We start from the raw sequence: 19172 nt of genomic DNA, 5'->3' as shown, positions 1-19172 counted from the left end.
GTGAAGACGTATTCAAGGACCTGGAAGCACCCGCCGAAACGGCCCGAGGCGAGCCGACGCGGCCGTTTCGCGCGGTGGATTCCGGCGAACGGCCGGAGAGCCGAAGAACGCCGTGGCGGCGCCTTGGGTTCGGCTCTCTGTGCAATTCGAAGTCGTGATCATTCTTGACCGGGAAGATCACGGTCGTGCCGCCTATTGCGACTCGTGCCGGGCCTGAGATTTGCCCGATAGCGCATGGAAGGCGAAATGAAAACTAGGTTCGCGAGCCGTCTCCGGAACAGGTGAATACGAGCCAACGTGAGATGGCCCATTGCGACGGGTGAGGTTTACCACGGGTAACCGGAGGCCGGTGCCGCACTCCACCGCGACGCCGCCCGGTCGGACATCCGGAGGCGGAACGGAGGCGGAACGGAGGCGGACATGGGTGGGGGAGGTATGCGCTCGACGGTCGGCCGGCGCCGCGTGCGGGCGCCCGAGTGAATGTTACCCACCGGAAATATACAGCTACACAGTGTTGCGGTGATGTCGATGCAGGGGCGACATCGAGCCGACCGCGGAGCGGCGAAAGTCGTCCGTGGGCTTCGAGAACCTCCGACGGCGCGTAAAGACTCGCTCACGGTTGGTTCTCGGTTGCCTCTTGACGCACCGGGAACGGCCGTGGTCGATCATGCGGTCGGCCGTGGATGGATCAACCGCCGTCGTGCGCGGGCCACTCGTCGCCGCCCTCCCAGGCGACCTGGTCGCGGTCGGCGGGGTCCAGGCCCAGTTCGGCGGCGAGGGCGTCGAGTTCGCCCCGGTCGTGCAGTCGACGGTAGGTGCCGTCGGCGAGCATGACCAGCCGATATGTGTCACCGGGACGGTACGCCTCGACGACGAGGTCGAAGCGGCCGTGTGCCTTGTCGCTCATGTCGTCCAGGGTCGCGCACCCGAGTGCGATCGGCCGGCGCCGGCGGGGGCGTCGGCGGGGGCGGGATCCGCCGGCCGATGCCATCCTGGGGAGAGTGCACCTCGGGCGACACCACATCACGTTCGAGCGGTGGAGGTGTGGGGGATGGGTGGTGCGGGGAGAGCGGCGCGGCTGGTCTGCGGACGGCGTGCCAAGTGGATCATCCTTGTGCTCTGGATCGTGGTCCTCGCCGCGGCCGGTTCGGCCGCGAGCAAGCTGACCGACGCGGAGAAGAACGACGCCTCCGCGTGGTTGCCCGGCAACGCCGAGTCGACCAGGGTCGTCGACGCATCGAAGGCGTTCCTGCCGCAAAACGTCACCGCCGTCGTGGTGTTCGCGCGCGACTCGGGCCTGACCCCGACCGACGACGCGACCATCGCCGCCGACGCCGAGCACCTGCGCACCCTGACCGCCCACGGCATCGTCGGCTCCCAGGTACAGGGTCCCCTGCCCGACCGCCTCGCCGCTCCGCGCGCGAAGGTGATCCTGGTTCCGATCACCTTCGGCGACAACGGCTGGAACAGCATCGCCGAGGCGGTGGATCAGATCCGACCGATCGTCAAGGACCACCCGGACGACGGCCTGGAAGCGCACATCACCGGCCCCGGCGGCGTCGCCGCCGACAGCAGCGACGCCTTCCAGGGCATCGACGGAACCCTGCTGTTCGCCGCCCTGGGCGTGGTCGTGGTGATCCTCCTGTGCACCTACCGCAGTCCGACGCTGCTCCTGGTCCCGGTGGTCTGCGTGGTCGGCGCGCTGTTCGCCGCACAGGCGGTGGTCTACGTACTGGCCCGGCACGCCTCGCTCGTGGTCAACGCGCAGAGCGCGGGCATCCTGACCGTGCTGGTCTTCGGCGCCGGCACCGACTACGCGTTGCTCCTCGTCGCCCGCTACCGGGAGGAACTGCGCCGGCACGAGGATCGACACGAGGCGATGGCGCTGGCCCTGCACCGGGCCGGACCCGCCGTGATCGCCAGCGCCTCCACCGTGATCGTCGGCATGTTGTGCCTGCTCGCCGCCGAGATGAACTCCACCAACGGCCTGGGACCGGTGGCCGCGATCGGCGTGGCGGTGGCGCTGCTCGCGATGTTGACCCTGTTCCCGGCGGTGTTGCTGATCACCGGGCGGTGGATCTTCTGGCCCGCCGTCCCGCACCTGGGCTCGCCCGAGCCGACCGAGACCGGCCTGTGGTCCCGGATAGGCCGCCGCATCGCCCGCCGCCCGCGCACCGTGTGGATGACCACCGTCGCCATCCTGGCCGCGCTGTCCTTCGGCCTGATCTCGCTGAACGCCTCGGGCCTGACCACCGCCGAGAGTTTCACCGGCACCCCCGACTCGGTGGTCGGCCAGAAGGTCCAGGCCCGCTACTTCCCCGCCGGCACCGGACAACCGCTCCAGGTGGTCGCGAACACCGCGTCGCTGGACGCGGTCCGCGCCTCGCTCGCCGCCGTCCCCGGAGTGGTCGCCGACAGCGTCACCATGCCACCGGGCGTACCGGCGGAGCGCGACGGACGCTCGTACGTGGAGGCGACGCTGACCGACGCCGCCGACAGCGGCGCGGCCCGGGACACGGTCGACGCCGCGCGCTCCGCGGTGCACGCGGTGCCGCACGCCGACGCCCTCGTGGGCGGCGGCACAGCGGCCCAACTCGACAGCAACCGGGCCTCGGTCCGGGACGAGAAGGTGCTGATCCCGGTCATCCTGGCCGTCGTACTGATCATTCTGGCGCTGCTGTTGCGGGCCGTGGTGGCGCCGGTGGTGCTGATCGCGACGGTGGTGTTGTCGTTCGCCACGGCGCTCGGGATCAGCGCGCTGGCGTTTCGCCACGTGTTCGACTTCGCGGCCGAGGACACCTCGTTCCCGCTGCTCGTGTTCGTCTTCCTGGTCGCCCTGGGCATCGACTACAACATCTTCCTGAGCACCCGGGTGCGGGAGGAGAGCATGCGCACGGACACCCGCACCGGTGCGCTGACCGGCCTGGCCGCGACCGGCGGGGTGATCACCTCGGCCGGCCTCGTGCTCGCGGGTACCTTCGCGGCGCTGGCCACGCTGCCGATCGTCGGATTCGCCGAGATCGGCTTCGCGGTCGCGCTGGGTGTCCTGCTCGACACCCTGGTGGTGCGGTCTGTGGTGGTCACGGCGCTGACGCTCGACCTGCGGCACCGGATGTGGTGGCCGAGCGCGCTGTGGCGACGCGAGGCGGAGGCGGCGGATCGAGCCGCGACCGGGAGCGAGGACGGGCGATAGCCGAGGGCCTTCGGTGGGGCCGGGGCCGGAGTTACAGTGGGGGAGCAGGGAGTGCTCGGGGACGCCCGCATGCTCGGGACAGTCGTTTCGGCACCGGAGTCGGCCATGACCGTGGCGCTCGTGATCATCATTCTCGTCGGCGGCATCGTCGCGCTGGTCGGGCTGCTCGCCGCGACCGGGTTGCGCGTGGTCCGCCAATACGAACGCGGCGTGGTGTTCCGCCTCGGCCGCGTGCAGGAGCCGATCCGTACGGCCGGGCTGACCCGGATCGTGCCGGTCGTGGACCGTTTGCGGAAGATCAACACGCAAATCGTGACCATGCCGATTCCCGCCCAGGACGGCATCACCCGGGACAACGTCACCGTCCGGGTCGACGCCGTCGTGTACTTCCGGGTGAACGATCCGATCAAGGCGACGGTCGAGGTGCAGGACTACGAGTTCGCGGTGTCGCAGGTCGCGCAGACGTCGTTGCGCTCGATCATCGGCAAGAGCGACCTGGACGATCTGCTCTCCAATCGTGAGGCGCTGAATCAGGGGCTGGCGCTGATGATCGACTCGCCCGCGGTGGGCTGGGGCGTGGAGATCGACCGGGTGGAGATCAAGGACGTAACACTGCCCGAGTCGATGAAGCGCTCGATGTCGAGGCAGGCCGAGGCGGAGCGGGAGCGGCGCTCGCGGATCATCACCGCCGACGGCGAGTTCCAGGCGTCGCGCAAGCTGGCCTCGGCGGCGACGGTGATGTCGAGCAGCCCGGCGGCATTGCAGCTGCGCCTGCTCCAGACCATCGTCGAGGTGGCGGCGGAGAAGAACTCGACCGTCGTACTGCCGTTCCCGGTGGAGCTGTTGCGGTTCCTGGAGAACGCGACCGCCGGATCGGCGCCGGACTCGGGCGAGACGGCGGCGGGCGCGCCGGCCGCGACGGGTACGACCGGCGCGAACGGTACGTCGGCGTGGTCGCGGGAGGGGCACGCGCGACCGCCGGTGTCGACGCATCCGCATCACCTGAGGAACCGGCGGTGACGACCGCTGCCGCGAAGCCCGTCGCGCCCCGCCTGCCTCGGTGCTCGCCGGCTGCTTCGTAGGCTGGGGGGCGCGAGGGTCGAGATCGGCTACGCGACCCCGCCGGGGCACGCGTGGCGGCGGCCCCTGGAGGTGTTGGCCGGGGCCCTGCGCACCGGGCTCGACGAGGGCCGGCGTCCGGCCGGTGCGGGTGACGCTCAGCCGGCCTTCGTGGGTTCCCGGTTCTGGATCAGGGCGCGGGCGTAGTTGGTGACCGAGCGGGTGTAGCGGGGCAGGTGCGGCGCCAGGGCGCCCAGGGCGAGGCCGAGCGCTTCGCGTTCGCGCCCCGAGTCGACCAGGGACAGGGCCAGGAACGCGGCCAGCGCGTCGTCGAGCCGGTCGGATCCGGCCTCCCGCTCGGCGGTCAACAGCGCGACGCTCTCGGCGAGTTCGCCGAGATTGCGCAGCGTGCTGGCGAACTGGATGGTGGCGGGGCGCCGCATGTCCTCGGGCAGCCCGAGGGCGAACGCGCGCCGATAGTGCGGCGCCGCCTCGGCCTCGTAGCCGGTCGAGTCGTACGCCGACCCCATCCAGTAGGCCGCGACCGCGTCGTCGTCGGGCCGCTCGTCGACCAGCGCCCGAACGGCGGCCACGAAGTCGTCCGGCTGATGCGCGTCGAAGTCGGCCCATAGATCGTCCATGCGCCGCGTCCAGGTGTCGGTGCCGTTGTCGCTCATGTGTGCAAAGCCTCCGCGGAATCGGGACGGGTGGTACCGCACCGCGGCCGGGCCGCGGTGAGGACGATCCTGCCCTGTGCCGGGCCGGGTGGTTGGCGTGGGGTCGACCCGCATCGGGGTGAAGCGCTGTATGGCGATCTGACGGCCTGAAAGGCCGGTTTGAGTAGGGGGATTTGGCTCATGGGATTTCAGGCGCTCAGAAAGGCGTATAGAGACCCTGGAGATCTGGTGTTCGGGTCCACATTCGGTATGCTGGACCAGTTCCCGGGGCGAGGAAATCTGCGTGCCCCGGGGCTTGTTCGGCCTGTCCGGGGCCGGTGTATCACCCGACGACACGACCGCTCCCGCCATCGCGGCGGGAGCGTGATTCGTGATGCCAGAAAAGAGAGCCTTGTGACTGATTCCGGCAGCCTTTCCGCCGTCGCGTCGTCCGACGGCGGCGGGAGGCAGGGCCCGGCGTACGACGCCGGCGCGATCACCGTGTTGGACGGGCTGGACGCGGTGCGCCGCCGGCCGGGGATGTACATCGGCTCGACCGGCGAGCGCGGGCTGCATCACATGGTGCAGGAGATCGTGGACAACTCCGTCGACGAGGCCCTCGCCGGTGTCGCGGATCGCATCGATGTCACGCTCCTGGGCGACGGCGCCGTGCGGGTGGTGGACAACGGGCGCGGGATTCCGGTCGGGCTGCACCCGGAGAAGGGGCTACCGGCCGTGGAACTGGTGCTGACCGTGCTGCACGCGGGCGGCAAGTTCGGGGGCGGCGGCTACGCGGTCTCCGGCGGGTTGCACGGTGTCGGGCTGTCCGTGGTCAACGCGCTGTCCACGCACCTGTCGGTGGAGATCCGCACCGACGGCCGGCGGTGGACCCAGGACTACCGCCGGGGTGTGCCCGTCACCGAACTGGTCCGGCACGAGGCCGTCTCCGACACCGGCACCTCGCTCACCTTCCGGGCCGACCCGGACGTGTTCGAGAGCACCGAGTACTCGTTCGAGACCCTGGCCCGTCGCCTCCAGGAGATGGCCTTCCTCACCAGGGGCCTGACCCTGACTCTGACCGACGAGCGCCACGGCGTACGCACGCCCGGCGCCGACGAGCCGGCCCGGTCCGTCGAGTACCGCTATCAGGGCGGCATCGTCGACTTCGTCACCCACCTCAACGCCGGCAAGGGCGAGCCGGTGCACCCGTCGGTCGTCTCCATCCGGGCCGAGGACGCGGGGCAGTCGGTGTCCGTCGAGGTCGCGATGCAGTGGAACTCCCGGTTCAGCGAAGGGGTGTACTCCTACGCCAACGCCATCCACACCCGCGAGGGCGGCATGCACGAGGAGGGTTTCCGCGCCGCGCTGACCGGCGTGGTCAACCGCTACGCGCGCGAGCGACGGTTGTTGCGGGACAAGGACGAGAATCTGCCCGGTGAGGACATTCGCGAGGGGCTGACCGCGATCGTCTCGGTCAAGCTGGGCGAGCCGCAGTTCGAGGGGCAGACCAAGACCAGGCTGGGCAACACCGAGGCGCGCACGTACGTACACAAGGCCGTGCACGAACAGTTGACCGATTGGTTCGCCCGAAACCCGGTCGACGCGACGGAGATCGTGCGCAAGGCGGTCCAGGCCCGGACCGCCCGGCTCGCCGCGCGCAAGGCCCGTGATCTCACCCGCCGCAAGAGCCTGGTGGAATCCATCGCACTACCCGGCAAACTCGCCGACTGCCGGTCCACCGATCCGGCCGCCTGCGAGATCTTCATCGTCGAGGGCGACTCCGCCGGCGGTTCGGCCAAGTCCGGCCGCAATCCCGAGTATCAGGCGATCCTGCCCATCCGGGGCAAGATCCTCAACGTCGAGAAGGCCCGCGTCGACAAGATCCTGGACAACCAGGAGATCCAGGCCCTCATCTCGGCCTTCGGCACCGGCGTGCACGACGACTTCGACATCGACCGGCTGCGCTACCACCGGATCATTTTGATGGCCGACGCCGACGTCGACGGTCGGCACATCAACACGTTGCTCCTGACCTTCCTCTTCCGCTTCATGCGGCCGCTGATCGAGGCCGGACACGTCTACCTCTCCCGCCCGCCGCTGTACAAGATCACCTGGAGCCGGGGCGACATCGAGTACGCGTACGCCGATCGGGAACGCGACATGCTCGTCGAACGCGGCCGGCGCGAGGGCAGGCGACTGCGGGAGGAGAGCATCCAGCGCTTCAAGGGGCTCGGCGAGATGAACGCGGAGGAGTTGCGGGTGACGACCATGGACCGCGACCACCGGGTGCTCGGTCGCATCACGCTGGAGGACGGCGCACAGGCCGACGCGCTGTTCTCGATCCTGATGGGCGAGGACGTCGAGGCGCGGCGCGGATTCATCCAACGCAACGCCGCCGACGTGCGGTTCCTGGACATCTGACGCGGGGGTGTCGGTGCCTCGCGCGGCGGCGACCGTCGCGGCGCGAGGCACCCGACTCCCGTGGGTCCTACACCTCGGCGTGCTCGTCCTCCCACAGTTCGCCCGCGTGCGCCGCGACGAGGGCGGCGATCCGGGCGAGTACGTCGTCCGCCGGTCGCGCGTCGAGCCGGCGGCCGTCGCGCAGGCGCAGCGCGACGTGGTCGGCGGCGGCCTCGCGGGCGCCGAGCACGGCCTGGTACGGGACCAGTCGCGCCTCCCGGATCCGGGCGCCGAGGCTGCCTCGTTCCGGACCCGCGACCTCGGCCCGCAGTCCGAGCTCGGCGCAGCGGCGGGCCACCTCCTCGGCGCCCGGCCACTCGGCCTCGGTGATCGGCAGGACCACCACCTGGGTCGGCGCGAGCCAGGCGGGGAAGGCCCCGCCGTGCTGCTCGATCAGGTGTGCCACGGCCCGTTCCACGCTGCCGATGATGCTGCGGTGGATCATCACCGGCCGATGCCGGGCCCCGTCGGCGCCGATGTAGTGCAGGTCGAACCGCTCGGGCTGATGGAAGTCGACCTGGACGGTGGACAGGGTGGACTCCCGGCCGGCCGCGTCGGTGACCTGGACGTCGATCTTGGGGCCGTAGAACGCGGCCTCCCCCTCCGCCGCCTCGTACGGCAGGCCGGAGCGGTCGAGTACGTCCCGCAACAACGCGGTGGCCCGACTCCACTTCTCCGGCGCGGCGACGTACTTCCCGCCCGGACCCGGGAGGGAGAGCCGGTAGCGGCTCGCCTCGATGCCGAGCGCCTCGTACGCCCGGCGGATCATCTCCAGCGCGGCCCGCGCCTCGTCGGCGACCTGGTCGATGGTGCAGAAGATGTGCGCGTCGTTGAGCTGGATCGCCCGCACCCGGGTCAGCCCACCCAGCACGCCGGACAGCTCGGAGCGATACATCCCGCCCAACTCGGCCATCCGCAACGGAAGTTCGCGGTAGCTGTGGGCGCGGGATCGGTAGATGACCGCATGGTGCGGACACAGGCTCGGCCGCAGCACCACCTGCTCGCCGCCGAGGTCCATCGGCGGGAACATGTCGTCGCTGTAGTGCGACCAGTGGCCCGAGATCTCGTACAACTCCCGCTTGCCGAGCACCGGCGAGTAGACGTGCCGGTAACCCGCCCGGCGCTCCGCGCCCCGGATGTACTCCTCGAGGGTGTGCCGCACGGTGGCGCCGTCGGGCAGCCAGTAGGGCAGTCCCGCGCCGATCAGCGGGTCGGTGTCGAACAGGTCCAACTCGCGGCCGAGCCTGCGGTGGTCGTACATGGGGGTCTCCTCGCTGATGTGGGGCGAGTGACCACAAGCCGAAGCCCCGGGGCACTCGCCCCGGGGCTTCTTGACCAAGACATCTGTCAGCGCGCCGGGACACTCTCCGGCGTCGTCGTCATCATGGCAGCGCGCTTCATGCCGGCAACCGTAGCAGAGAGGCGATCGGCCGGGTATACGGTGAGTCGATGATCATTTCCCTGCCGCCCGGTGAGTTTCGCGCGTACCTGTTCGACTGCGACGGAACCATCGCCGACTCCATGCCGCTGCACTATCGGGCCTGGAAGCAGGCCCTGGACGAGTGGGACTGCGCGTTCCCCGAGGACCTGTTCTATGCCTGGGGCGGCCGAACGGTGACGGACATCATCGCCTCGCTCAAAGCGGACCAGGGTCTGGCCATGCCGGTCGAGGCGGTCGCCCGCCGGCGGGAACTGCTCTTTCGGGAGTATCTGCCGCAGCTGACCCCCGTACCGGGGATACTCGCGCACATCGACGACGCGTGCGGGCGGATACCCACCGCCGTGGTCTCCGGCAGCACCCGCGACTCGGTCACCTCGTCGCTGGACGCCCTCGGCCTGCTCGACCGGTTCGACGTGCTGGTGTGCGCCGAGGACTACACGCGGGCCAAGCCCGACCCCGAGGGGTTCCTCCGCGCCGCCGCGCACCTGGGCGTCGCCCCCGCGGACTGTCTGGTCTTCGAGGACACCGAGATGGGGATCCGGGCCGCCACCGCCGCGGGCATGGCGTCGGTGCGGGTACCGCAGAGCCGGCAGGGGTGAATCCGCCTTCCGGGTGAGGGCGCGGACACGGCGGGTGGGGCATGGCCGCGTGCCGGCGGCGAATTCACCCGGTCGTCGGCCGTTGTTGGCGGTGTGGATGATCTTCGTGGGTTTTCCAACCAATACCGTGCGCATGCCCCCACCCCGCCTGCGCCCGGAGAAGCACCATGTGCGAGCAGCACGACGACGATTGCCCCCAGCCCGTCACGCCCCTGTCCGGGCCCGCCCGCCGGGCGTTCCTGCGCTCTGCGGCGCTGGCCGGAGCCGGTGCCGCCGCGGTGGGGGCGGTCGGCATCTCCCCGGCCGTCGCGGCCGGGACGGACGGCGGCGCCGAGGGCGCGGCCGCCGACGCGCCGGTGGACGCGCAGGGCATGCCGGCGTGGCGTCCGGACCGCGACAGTCGGCGATTCACGCTGGTGGTGATGCCGGACACGCAGTACATGTTCGACGAGCCGAGCATCACCACCGCGCCGATCGAGGCGTCCTTCCGGTACATCCTGGAGCACGCGCGCGAGGACAACATCGTCTTCATGGCGCACCTGGGCGACCTCACCCAGAACGGCCGCAAGCCCGAATTCGACGGCATCGGCCGGGCGTTCGAGGTGCTCGACCGCAAGGGCGTGGCCTACAGCGTGCTGGCGGGCAACCACGACATCGATTCCAACACCGACGACCGGCGCGGCCGGTCCGCGTACCTGGACACGTTCGGTCCGCAACGCTTCCGCGGCAAACGCTCGTTCGGCGGGGCCACCCCGGACGGCTACAACACCTACCACCTGTTCCAGGCCGGGGGACGGGAATGGCTCGTCCTCGCCCTGGACTGGCGGCCCTCGCCCGCGAGTATCGCGTGGGCGCGCAAGGTGATGGCGGACCACCCGCATTCGCCGGTGATCCTGACCAGCCACGAACTGGTCTCCGCCGACGTCCCGGGCCGGGAGGCGGAATTCTCCGACCACGGCCGCCGGTTGTGGGACGAACTGATCAAGGGCAACGACCAGATCTTCCTCACCCTCAACGGCCACTACTGGCCGGCCGGCCGCAGCACGCGTCGCAACGACGCCGGCAACGACGTACACCTGCACATCACCAACTACCAGAACCGCTACTTCGGCGGCGCCGCGATGATCCGGCTCTACCACTTCGACCTGGACCGCGACACCATCGACGTGGAGACGCTGTCCCCGTGGATCCTCGGTCGCAACAGCCGCGACCTCAACGAACTCGAGCGCCGCGAGATGGAGTTGACCGGACCCGACGACTACTTCTCGGTGCCGGTCGACTTCGACAAGCGGTTCGCGGGCTTCGCGCCGATCCCCCAGCGCCCGGCCCGTCCGGCCGCCCGCATGGTGGTGCCCGGCACCGTCGCCTACTGGCGCTTCGACGGCTCGCACCGGGAAGGCTCGCCCGTACCCGGCGGGCAGCGCGTCAAGGACCTGTCCGGACGCGGCAACGACCTGACCCTGATCCCGGCGCCGGGCGCGGCGGCCGGGTCGGTGAGCTGGTCGGGGCAGTACCACCCGGACCAGCCCGGACACGGCAGCGTCCGGCTCGCGGGCGGCAAGTCCCCGCTGCGCGGCGGCCACTTCCAGACCGCGAACGACGCGCCGCTGAACCGGGCGACGTTCCGCTCCGGATACACCGTCGAGGCCTTCTTCAAGCTGCCCGCCGACTGGGACGGCGGCAAGGACGCGTGGTCGGCGCTGCTGAGCCGCTGGGGGATGAGCGGCGAGGCGCGCAAGCCCAAGGGCGACCCGCAGGAGCCGGTGGTCACGCTGAGCCTGTCGGGCGGACGCGAACTCCAGTGGTGCGTCTACCCGCTCGACGGCGACGGCTCGGCCACCAACTGGGGCCACGAACTGGCCCTGGACGCGTGGTGGCACGTCGCCGTCGTGAACGACTCCCGGCAGACCACGATGTACATCGACGGCTGCCCCGTGGTGCGCAACCCGACGGCCCGCGCGAACGGCCTGACCACACTCAACCTCCCCTGGATGCTGGGCGGTTACGCGTACGACGGCAAGCTCGACCAGACCGTCAACGCCTGGGTGGGCGACGTCCGCATCGTCGACCGCGCGCTGCGCCCGGACGCCTTCATGATCGGTCGCTAGCCGGCGAGGTGACGGCCGCTACTGCTTGAGCTTGCGCCAACCGCCCGCGCGGTTGTTGGCGATGATCTGCTCGAACATCGCCTTGAGGGCGGGACCGTTGATGGTCTCGCCCTCGCGGACGGCCACCGTGCGGGCGGTCTTGTTGTCGTGGCCGCCGGTGATGATCCCCTCGGGGTCGGGGACGATGGCGCCGTCGTACAGGAACACGTTGACGTGGTCCTTGGCCGCGAGCAGTGCGCAGATGTTGCCCTGGAGGACGAAGTAGGGCCGGACGGTGCGCTTGATGGTCTCGACCACCTCGTCGTCGGCGGCGTGCACCAGGTCCCGGACCTCGCGACAAATGACCTGTTGCCATTCGGGCAGGGCGTCGATGTAGGTGTCGACCCGCGGATCGGTGACATACGTCATGGCCCGTAACGGTAGCCGAAGCGTCGCGTTTCCTGCCCTCCGCAATGCCTGCTGTGTCGCGGAATCTCCATGAGGCGAGCACATGCCGGCTTGCCTGGACATTCTTTTCGCAAAACGCTCATCGGCCGACCGGGATGCGGAGTCGACGTCATGTCCCGCCCCGCTCCCCCTGACCGAGGGTCAGGATGGCGCATAGGATCCTTGCCCATGTCAGCTTGGGGTCGTTTCACGTCGCCGCGATCGTCGGCGCCGGTGCCTGTGTTCGTGTCGGACGCCGCGCTCGACGACGCCGAGGTTCGCGCGGTCGCGCAGGGCCTTGCGCGTAACGGCGATTTCACGCCGGCCGCCGCGTTATTGGAGCGGGTGGGACGCGACTGGGCACGGCGGGTGGTCGCCGTGACCGCGTTGGGCGAGGCGGCCGCGCTGCACCCCGAATGGGTGTGGAAGTGGCGCGCGGAGCGCCCCGAATCGGCGGACCCGCTGGTGGTGATGGCCGCCGCCATGGTGCGCGCGGCCTGGAACGCGCGCGCCGCGAAGCAGGCGAGTCTCACCGGCGGACGGCAATTCGCCGATTTTCGGGCGTTGTTGGCCGACGCCGACCGCGCCTGTCTGCTCGCGACCGAGGCCGCCGGCGACGATCCCACCCCGTGGGTCTCGTGGTTGTGGGTCTGCCGCGGACTCGGCGTCGCGCGCGATGTGTTCGACGCCCGTTGGGCGGCGTTGCGCGAGCGCGATCCGTACCACCGTGCCGGGCACGACGCGGCATTGCAGTACCTGTGCGAGAAATGGTGCGGATCGCACGACGAGATGTACACGTTCGCCCGCACGGCCGCGGCCGAGGCGCCCGACGGCTCGCCCCTGGTGATCCTCGTGGTCGAGGCGCACATCGAGTACGCGCTGCACACGCACGGCAGCGGGGACGGCGCCGCCGACGACACGGCCTTCTGGCTCGCCGAGTCCCGGCAGCGCGACCTGGACACCGCCCTGGACCGCTACCCGGTCGACGGCTCGCCGCGCTCGCCGAGCGCGCTGTCCGATCACAGCGCGCTCGGCTACGCCCTGGCCAAGTCGCAGCGCTGGTCCGAACTCGCGATGCGGTTCGACGCCACCGACCACCACGGCTTCCATCTCCCGTGGAGCTACGGCGGCGGTCGAACCTTCTTCGAGCGTTCGCACACCGAGGCCACCCGAGGCTGCCCGCGCCGCTGAGCGGACCGTCCGCATCCGCGAACGCGGGCGCCCGAAAGCCCGGTCAGGTGGTCGCCACCAGCAGCTCCTCGCCGCTGGAGGTGCGCAGTCCGTCCGCGCGGTGCGCGAAGTAGCGCTCGTTGAGCTCGGCCGCCGACACGTGTCGGGCCGTGGCGAAACCGACCTCGCGGGCCGACTCCGGGAGTTCCTCCGGTGGGTAGAAGCTGACGAACGGCGTCCCGGCCGCCTTGGCCCCCTCGATCGCGATCCGGAACGCGGCGCGATGTTCGTCGGAGTCGAGGAGTTCCGGCGGCAGTTGGAACGTCATGGCCAGCGTGGAGCCCGGGGCCAGCGACGCGAGCCGGCGCAGCGTGTCGGTGTTGGCCTGCCTGGTCAGGTACAGGGCGACGCCCGTCGAGGCCACCACGGTCGGCCGGGTCGGGTCGAATCCTGCGGCGGTCAACTCGTCCCACCACGAGGCGCCCGATTCGAAGTCGACCGGCACCAGGTGCAGTCGGTCCGGGACGCCGTAGCCGAGTTCCTCCAGTCGCCGACGCTTCCACGCCTGGGGGCCGGGTTGGTCGACCTCGAACACGCGTATCCGGGCCGCGACTTCCGGTCGACGCTGGACGAAGGTGTCCAGTCCGGCACCGAGGACGAGATATTGCTCCGCTCCGCGCTCGACCTGTTCGATCACCAGGTCGTCGATGAAGCGGGCCCGGGCCACGATCGCGGCCCGGAACCAGCGGGTCAGGTCCGGATCCATGTCCGGCCGTTCGCGCCAGTCCGGGTCGGGATCGGCGATGCGCAGGCCGATCTCGTCCTCGAAGACGTGCGGCGCCGGATCGAGGCGCAGGTGCAGGGCCCGCCACAGGGCCACCCGCAGCGCCGTGTTGTCCGGCGTCGCGAAACGTTCGTCGGGCACAGGTCGCTCCGTTCGGTCGACGTCGGAGGTGTTCACGGCCGGGCCGGCGCCGACAGGGTCCACTCCCGCCCGTCGGGGTCGCGGACGGTCATCTCCCTGGTCCCGTAATGGGTGTCCTCGAACGGGGTGACCACCTCGACCCCGTCGGCGGGCCGGAACGTGTCCTCGTCGGGCACCCGCAGGACCAGCCGCATCCCGGGCTCCCGGGTCTCGGGCACCTCGGCGATGAATACGAACGGCCCGTCGCCGTTGCGCAGTTGGCCGGAGTTGTGCCCGGTCGAGAACTCCAACTCGTAGCCCAGTCCCTGGAAGAACTTGGCGGCCCTGCCCCAGTTGTGCGTCTCCAGGAACACGGCCTCGATGCCCTCGGTCGTCATGTCAGCTCTCCTTTTCGGACGATGGCTCTCGTTCACCCGGAGTGTCGTCGAGGTAGGCGCGCAGCGCGGCGGCGACCAGCGCCGACAGCGACAGCTCCGACTCGATGGCACGGTGTTTGACCTGCTTGATCAGTGAGATCGGCAGATACACGTTGAACTGCTTCACATCCTCGTCACCCACGACAGGGATGCTAGCACACTAGCAATCTATCCGTCGGCTTGGTTTCGGGTCGGCACGACGGGCAGGACGAGGGCCGATCCCGGGTGGAATTCCACGCTCGTGGGCACGATCTCCCGTGCGGTGTGAGCGGGTTCCCCCGATCCGGTGTTGCGGGCGAAGCGCGGGTGGGCGCCGCCGCTCAGCTGGAGGCGGATGCGATGGCCGGGCCCGAAGCGGTACGCGGTGGGGCTCATCGCGACGGTGATCCGCGCCGGGGTGGAGCCGTTCGGGGTCAGCCGGAGGATGCCGTCGCACACGTTCGTGGACCGGCCGCGTTCGTCCACGTCGCACAGGCGGGCGAAGACGTCGATGTGGTCGGTGCCGGTGGCCGCGTACAGGTCCGCCGACACCGGACCGCAGACCTCCAGTGGTTCGGTCAGTGGCGGTGTAGTGAACGTCAGCACATCGTCGCGGGCCTCCAACGCGGTGTTGTCCCGGGGTCCGGCCGCGGGCGAGAGGGTCGCGCCGCCGACGGAGGGGGTCGGGTCGGCGGGGTCGTAGCGCAGCACCGCGGGCGCCGTGGCCGCGTCGGGCTCGCAGCTCAGCGTGCCGTCGGCGGCGATGTACCGGCGCTGCGCCACCGCCTCGGCCGGCGGCCAGTCCGGCAGATCGCGCCACTCGTCGGCGCCGCCGACGTGTATCCGCACCGGTGCCTCGCGCAGTGCCGACCGATCGCCGTACAGGTGCGCGCGCAGCCAGGCCAGGCTGTCCGCGAAGACCGACGGCCACCCCTGTTGCAGCATCGAGGCGTGCGTCCACGGCCCGACGAGCAGCCCCGTCTCGCACCCGGCCCGCCGCAGTCGGCGGTGCTGCTCCAGGTTCTGCTCGAACATGACGTCGTGCCGGCCGGCGACCAGCAGCGTCGGTACGGACAACGTCTCGGCCGCGCGGCCCGCGTCCGCGCCGGTCCAGTGCGGGTCGGCGGGGTCGGGGTGGGCGAGTGCGTCCTCCAGGAACGGCACCCGCTCGCCGAGCCCGAGGGCGCAGGCGTCCGGGAGGGGGAGCGTGCGCGCGACCCGGCGCAGGGTGCGGTGCAGCCGGAGGGCGGCCTTGGCGAAGTGCCGGTTGCCCCGGTGCTGGTGCACGAAGCCCGCGGTGCTCGCGAGCGCGTTCTCCAGGTGGAAGACGCCGCCGGCGTGGAAGTAAGCGTGCGGGTCGTGCAGACCGGCGTGGATCACCATCGCGCGCAGCTCCGGCGGCGGATTCAGCGCCGTCGCCCACTGTGTGTAGCCGAGGTGGCTCGGCCCGATCGTGCCCAACACGCCCGTGAACCACGGCTGTTCACGCAGCCAGGCGACGGTCGCCGACCCGTCGGCGGCCTCGTTGGTCCACAGCGCGAAGGTGCCGTCGGATCCGCCGGTGCCTCGGCAGCTCTGCAGGACCACGTGGAATCCGTGCTCGGCGAAGGCGAGACCGTACATCGGTGCCCACGGGAACCCGCGTCCGTACGGCGAGCGCAGCAGCAGGGTGGGGAAGTCGCCGGGAATGGACGGGAAGTAGTGGTCGGCCACCAGCGCACCGCCGTCGGCGGCGGGGATGCGCAGGCCGCCCTCGTACCGGACCCGGTGCGGGGCGGCGGGCATGCCGCGCATCGTGCGCCGCATCGCCCGCACCAGGCGTGGGGGCTTTCGCGGCGGGCGGTTGGAGGGTGTCGGGTGGGCTGTGGTGCTCGTCATGGTGCTCTCGCCTTCCGCACGGGCCGGGCCGTGGTCGCTATTTCCCGTACTAAGTACGAGAATAACCCATGCTTGGATGGGGGCCCTTGGCACCCACCTGCGAAAGGAGCCGTCGTGGCCGTTCCGGAGGCCGATCGCAGCGGCGGCGTGGACCCCGAGGCGTTGTGGCTGGAGCGAGCGCAACCGCGTCGGGGCCGCCCGCCGGCGCATACCCGCGCCGAGGTCACCGCCGCGGCCGTGGCGATCGCCGACGCCGACGGGCTCGCCGCGGTGACCATGCGCGGCGTCGCGGCGCGCGTCGGCGTCGGGGTGATGTCGCTGTACTCCTACGTTCCGAACAAGGAGACCCTGCTGGAGCTGATGATCGACCGGGTGGCCGGCGACCAGCCCACCCCGCCCGCGCCGACGGGGGCCTGGACCGCGGATCTGCGCGCCATGGCGCATGCCCAACGCGATCTGATGCTTCGTCATCCATGGTTGCCGGCGGCCCTGCAGGAGCAGCAGACGCTCGGCCCCAACACGCTCGCCTTCACGGAACACGCGCTCGCCGTGCTCGAACCGGCCGGGTTCGACGGGCAGGGCGCGCTCGAAGTGTTCAGCCTGGTGACGGGATTCGTGGCGAGCCATGTCGGTTACGAGGTCGCCCGGGATCGTGCCGCGGTGCGCGCCGGGCGGACGACCGGCGAACTGGCCGAGGCCCAGGGCCGCTACCTGCGCGCGGTCGCCGCGAGCCCGGACCATCCGCGCCTGGCCCGGATCCTGGCGGAACCGGCCCGGTCCGCCGATCCGGACGCGACGTTCGATCGACTCCTGGGACACCTCCTGGACGGACTGGCCGCGACGCGCGCCGCGCGCGAGGGGTAGCGGGCCGCCGCTATCGGGCCACGCGGACCTGCGGGTCGGGATGCGAGTCGGGAAGCGGGTCGGCCGGGTGGGCGGGTTCCGGCACGGTGGTTCGGGCGCCGGTGCGGGTGGCGCCGATGCCGGCGAGGACCACGAAGACGACGCCGGCGGCCGGGACCGCACCGGGTATCTGGTCGAGGACCACCAGGCCCATCAGGAGCGCGATCGCCGGTTCCAGGCTCATCAGCGTGCCGAACGCGGAGGTGGTCAGCCGGCGCAGTGCGAGGAATTCGAGGCTGAACGGCAATACGGCGCTGAGCGCGGCCAGCCCCAGCATGATCAGCGCCAAGTGCCAGGTCACCCGACCCAGGCCGGTCGGTGCGGCGGCGATGAGGGCGACGAGTGCGGCCACGGGCATCGAGACGGCCAGTCCGCTCAGGCCGGTGACCCGGTCGCCGACGTGTTGGGTCAGCAGTATGTACGCCGCCCAGCAGGCCGCGGCGGCCAGCGCGAAGGCCAGGCCGAGCGGATCGATGCCGGCGTGCCAGGGCTCGGTGAGCAGTACCACGCCGACTCCGGCCAGGGCGGTCCAGCGCCGCCGCCCGGCGCCCGAGCCGTACAGGGACACGGCCAGGGGGCCGAGGAACTCCAGCGCGCTCGCGGTGCCCAGCGGCAGGCGCGCGACGGCGAGCATGAAGAACACCATCAGGCACCCGCTCACCACGCCGAGCATGGTGCACGCCCACAGGTCCCGACCGCCGAAGTCGCGCGGCCGCGGTCGGACCAGAACCAGCAGGAGCACCCCGGCCCACGCGAGTCGCAGGGCGACCGTACCGAGGGCGCCGAGGTCGTCGATCAGCGGCACGGAAAGGGCCAGTCCGAGCTGCACGGTGGACATCGCGGCGACGGCCATCAACGCCCCGGTCGCGGCGTCGGGCAGCCTCGCCCGACCGCCGTTGGGACGCCCGATCTCGGGGCGGGTGCGGGGATCCGGAATGCTCATGCGCCAAGTAGAGGCCCCGCGTATCGTTCGTGTCCACGTGCCGATCCGAAAGATATCGTTCAGGAATCATGGACGATCCGCAGCGTGGAACCTCGGAGAACGACGCATGGAGACCCGACGCCTGCAGGTGCTGGTGGAACTGGCCCGACTCGGGTCGATGCGCGCGGTCGCGGACGTGTTGAACACGACCACCTCGACCGTCTCGCAGCAGATCGCGGCGTTGTCCCGGGACATGGGCGCCGCGCTGATCGAGCCGCAGGGGCGCCGGGTCCGGCTCACCCCGGCCGGGCGCCGACTGGCCGAGCACGCGGTGACCATCCTCGCCGCAGTCGAGGCGGCGCACCACGACCTGTCGCCCGGCGCGGAGCCCAACGGCACACTGCGGATCGCCGGGTACGCCACCGCGATCCGGGCCCACCTGCTGCCGGTGGTCGCGGAGTTGGCGGTGAGCCATCCGCGCGTGCATGTGCTGATCCGCGAGCACGAACCGGCCGAGGCGCTGGCATTGCTGGCCGAGGACGCCACCGACCTGGCACTGGCCTACGACTACAACCTGGCGCCGGCGGCCGAGGATCCGACGGTGCGGGCCATGCCGCTGTGGACCGCGCGCTGGGCGCTGGGCGTCCCGGCGGACGCCGACGCGCGCGAGGGCACGACGCTCGACGTCTTCGGCCGCTTCGACACCCACGACTGGATCGTCAACTCCCGCAACACCGCCGACGAGACGGTGATCCGTACGCTCGCCTCGATGGTGGGCTTCACCCCTCGGGTGACGCACCAGGCCGACAGCCTCGACCTGGTCCAGGGCATGATCGCGGCCGGCCTCGGCGTGGGCCTGCTGCCCCTGGACACGACCGTGGCCCCCGGCGTACGGCTGCTCCCCCTCACCGCCCCGCCCGTCGAGATGCGCGCCCGAGCGGTGGCCCGCCAAGGCCGCCTGAACTGGCCCCCGTTGGCCCTGATGACAACCCTGCTACGCCAACGCGCAGGCTTCCGGGAGTGACCGGGGCGTCGGG

17 protein-coding genes are annotated in these 19172 nt (G+C 71.0%); 8 read left to right on the top strand and 9 right to left on the bottom strand.

Annotated elements, in window-relative coordinates:
* Positions 1–688 precede the first annotated feature (688 nt).
* Positions 689–907: a hypothetical protein gene (locus tag ACMXN5_RS36095; protein WP_439679112.1), complete on the bottom strand. Its 219-nt coding sequence runs from the start codon at positions 905–907 to the stop codon at positions 689–691.
* 144 nt (positions 908–1051) lie between these two features.
* On the opposite strand from ACMXN5_RS36095, the gene ACMXN5_RS36090 reads away from it, so the two are divergent.
* Together ACMXN5_RS36090 and ACMXN5_RS36085 are read left to right on the top strand one after the other, a co-directional pair.
* Positions 1052–3193, top strand: coding sequence for an MMPL family transporter (locus ACMXN5_RS36090; RefSeq protein WP_439679111.1), 2142 nt, complete (start codon positions 1052–1054; stop codon positions 3191–3193).
* Between the two features lie 105 nt (positions 3194–3298).
* A complete protein-coding gene (locus ACMXN5_RS36085) occupies positions 3299–4213 on the top strand; it encodes a slipin family protein (protein ID WP_439679110.1) in 915 nt (304 codons plus the stop codon).
* 197 nt (positions 4214–4410) lie between these two features.
* Here the strand turns inward: ACMXN5_RS36085 and ACMXN5_RS36080 are convergent, their stop codons facing one another.
* Positions 4411–4929: a tetratricopeptide repeat protein gene (locus ACMXN5_RS36080; protein ID WP_439679109.1), complete on the bottom strand. Its 519-nt coding sequence runs from the start codon at positions 4927–4929 to the stop codon at positions 4411–4413.
* A 393-nt stretch (positions 4930–5322) separates the two neighbouring features.
* Here ACMXN5_RS36080 and gyrB point away from each other — a divergent pair, with 393 nt between their 5' ends.
* Positions 5323–7329, top strand: a complete 2007-nt coding sequence (gene gyrB / locus ACMXN5_RS36075) for a DNA topoisomerase (ATP-hydrolyzing) subunit B (RefSeq protein WP_439679108.1) — start codon at positions 5323–5325, stop codon at positions 7327–7329.
* A 67-nt stretch (positions 7330–7396) separates the two neighbouring features.
* Here gyrB and thrS read toward each other — a convergent pair whose 3' ends face one another.
* Positions 7397–8647, bottom strand: a complete 1251-nt coding sequence (gene thrS, locus ACMXN5_RS36070; protein WP_439681353.1) for a threonine--tRNA ligase — start codon at positions 8645–8647, stop codon at positions 7397–7399.
* Between the two features lie 170 nt (positions 8648–8817).
* Between thrS and ACMXN5_RS36065 the strand changes: the two genes are divergently transcribed.
* On the top strand, positions 8818–9408 hold the full coding sequence (locus ACMXN5_RS36065) for an HAD family hydrolase (RefSeq protein WP_439679107.1): 591 nt from the start codon (positions 8818–8820) through the stop codon (positions 9406–9408).
* A gap of 167 nt (positions 9409–9575) precedes the next feature.
* Positions 9576–11516 (top strand): LamG-like jellyroll fold domain-containing protein, encoded by a 1941-nt coding sequence (locus tag ACMXN5_RS36060; protein ID WP_439679106.1) that lies wholly within the window; start codon positions 9576–9578, stop codon positions 11514–11516.
* Between the two features lie 18 nt (positions 11517–11534).
* On the opposite strand, the gene ACMXN5_RS36055 is transcribed toward ACMXN5_RS36060, so the two are convergent.
* Positions 11535–11924: a DUF1801 domain-containing protein gene (locus ACMXN5_RS36055; protein WP_439679105.1), complete on the bottom strand. Its 390-nt coding sequence runs from the start codon at positions 11922–11924 to the stop codon at positions 11535–11537.
* A 252-nt stretch (positions 11925–12176) separates the two neighbouring features.
* Between ACMXN5_RS36055 and ACMXN5_RS36050 the strand changes: the two genes are divergently transcribed.
* Entirely contained in the window at positions 12177–13133 is a 957-nt protein-coding gene (locus tag ACMXN5_RS36050) for a hypothetical protein (protein ID WP_439679104.1), read from the top strand.
* A 43-nt stretch (positions 13134–13176) separates the two neighbouring features.
* Here the strand turns inward: ACMXN5_RS36050 and ACMXN5_RS36045 are convergent, their stop codons facing one another.
* The 4 genes from ACMXN5_RS36045 to ACMXN5_RS36030 are packed head-to-tail and all read right to left on the bottom strand — an operon-like array spanning position 13177 to position 16310.
* Positions 13177–14037 (bottom strand): class I SAM-dependent methyltransferase, encoded by an 861-nt coding sequence (locus tag ACMXN5_RS36045; RefSeq protein ID WP_439679103.1) that lies wholly within the window; start codon positions 14035–14037, stop codon positions 13177–13179.
* Positions 14038–14069: 32 nt separating this feature from the next.
* Positions 14070–14414: a VOC family protein gene (locus ACMXN5_RS36040; protein ID WP_439679102.1), complete on the bottom strand. Its 345-nt coding sequence runs from the start codon at positions 14412–14414 to the stop codon at positions 14070–14072.
* Between the two features lies 1 nt (position 14415).
* Positions 14416–14595 carry a ribbon-helix-helix protein, CopG family gene (locus ACMXN5_RS36035; RefSeq protein ID WP_380012165.1) on the bottom strand — a complete coding sequence of 60 codons (180 nt, stop codon included), beginning with the start codon at positions 14593–14595 and terminating at the stop codon, positions 14416–14418.
* A 26-nt stretch (positions 14596–14621) separates the two neighbouring features.
* Positions 14622–16310, bottom strand: coding sequence for a CocE/NonD family hydrolase (locus tag ACMXN5_RS36030; protein ID WP_439679101.1), 1689 nt, complete (start codon positions 16308–16310; stop codon positions 14622–14624).
* A gap of 114 nt (positions 16311–16424) precedes the next feature.
* Between ACMXN5_RS36030 and ACMXN5_RS36025 the strand changes: the two genes are divergently transcribed.
* Entirely contained in the window at positions 16425–17174 is a 750-nt protein-coding gene (locus tag ACMXN5_RS36025; RefSeq protein WP_439679100.1) for a TetR/AcrR family transcriptional regulator C-terminal domain-containing protein, read from the top strand.
* A 10-nt stretch (positions 17175–17184) separates the two neighbouring features.
* Here ACMXN5_RS36025 and ACMXN5_RS36020 read toward each other — a convergent pair whose 3' ends face one another.
* Positions 17185–18156 carry an EamA family transporter gene (locus ACMXN5_RS36020; RefSeq protein WP_439679099.1) on the bottom strand — a complete coding sequence of 324 codons (972 nt, stop codon included), beginning with the start codon at positions 18154–18156 and terminating at the stop codon, positions 17185–17187.
* A gap of 106 nt (positions 18157–18262) precedes the next feature.
* Between ACMXN5_RS36020 and ACMXN5_RS36015 the strand changes: the two genes are divergently transcribed.
* Positions 18263–19159, top strand: a complete 897-nt coding sequence (locus ACMXN5_RS36015; protein ID WP_439679098.1) for a LysR family transcriptional regulator — start codon at positions 18263–18265, stop codon at positions 19157–19159.
* Positions 19160–19172: the final 13 nt, after the last annotated feature.

It is taken from the genome of Embleya australiensis, assembly GCF_051903075.1.
In the GTDB taxonomy this organism is placed as follows: domain Bacteria; phylum Actinomycetota; class Actinomycetes; order Streptomycetales; family Streptomycetaceae; genus Embleya.
Note: the sequence above shows the minus strand (reverse complement) of the source record. Positions and strands in the feature narration are given on the sequence as shown.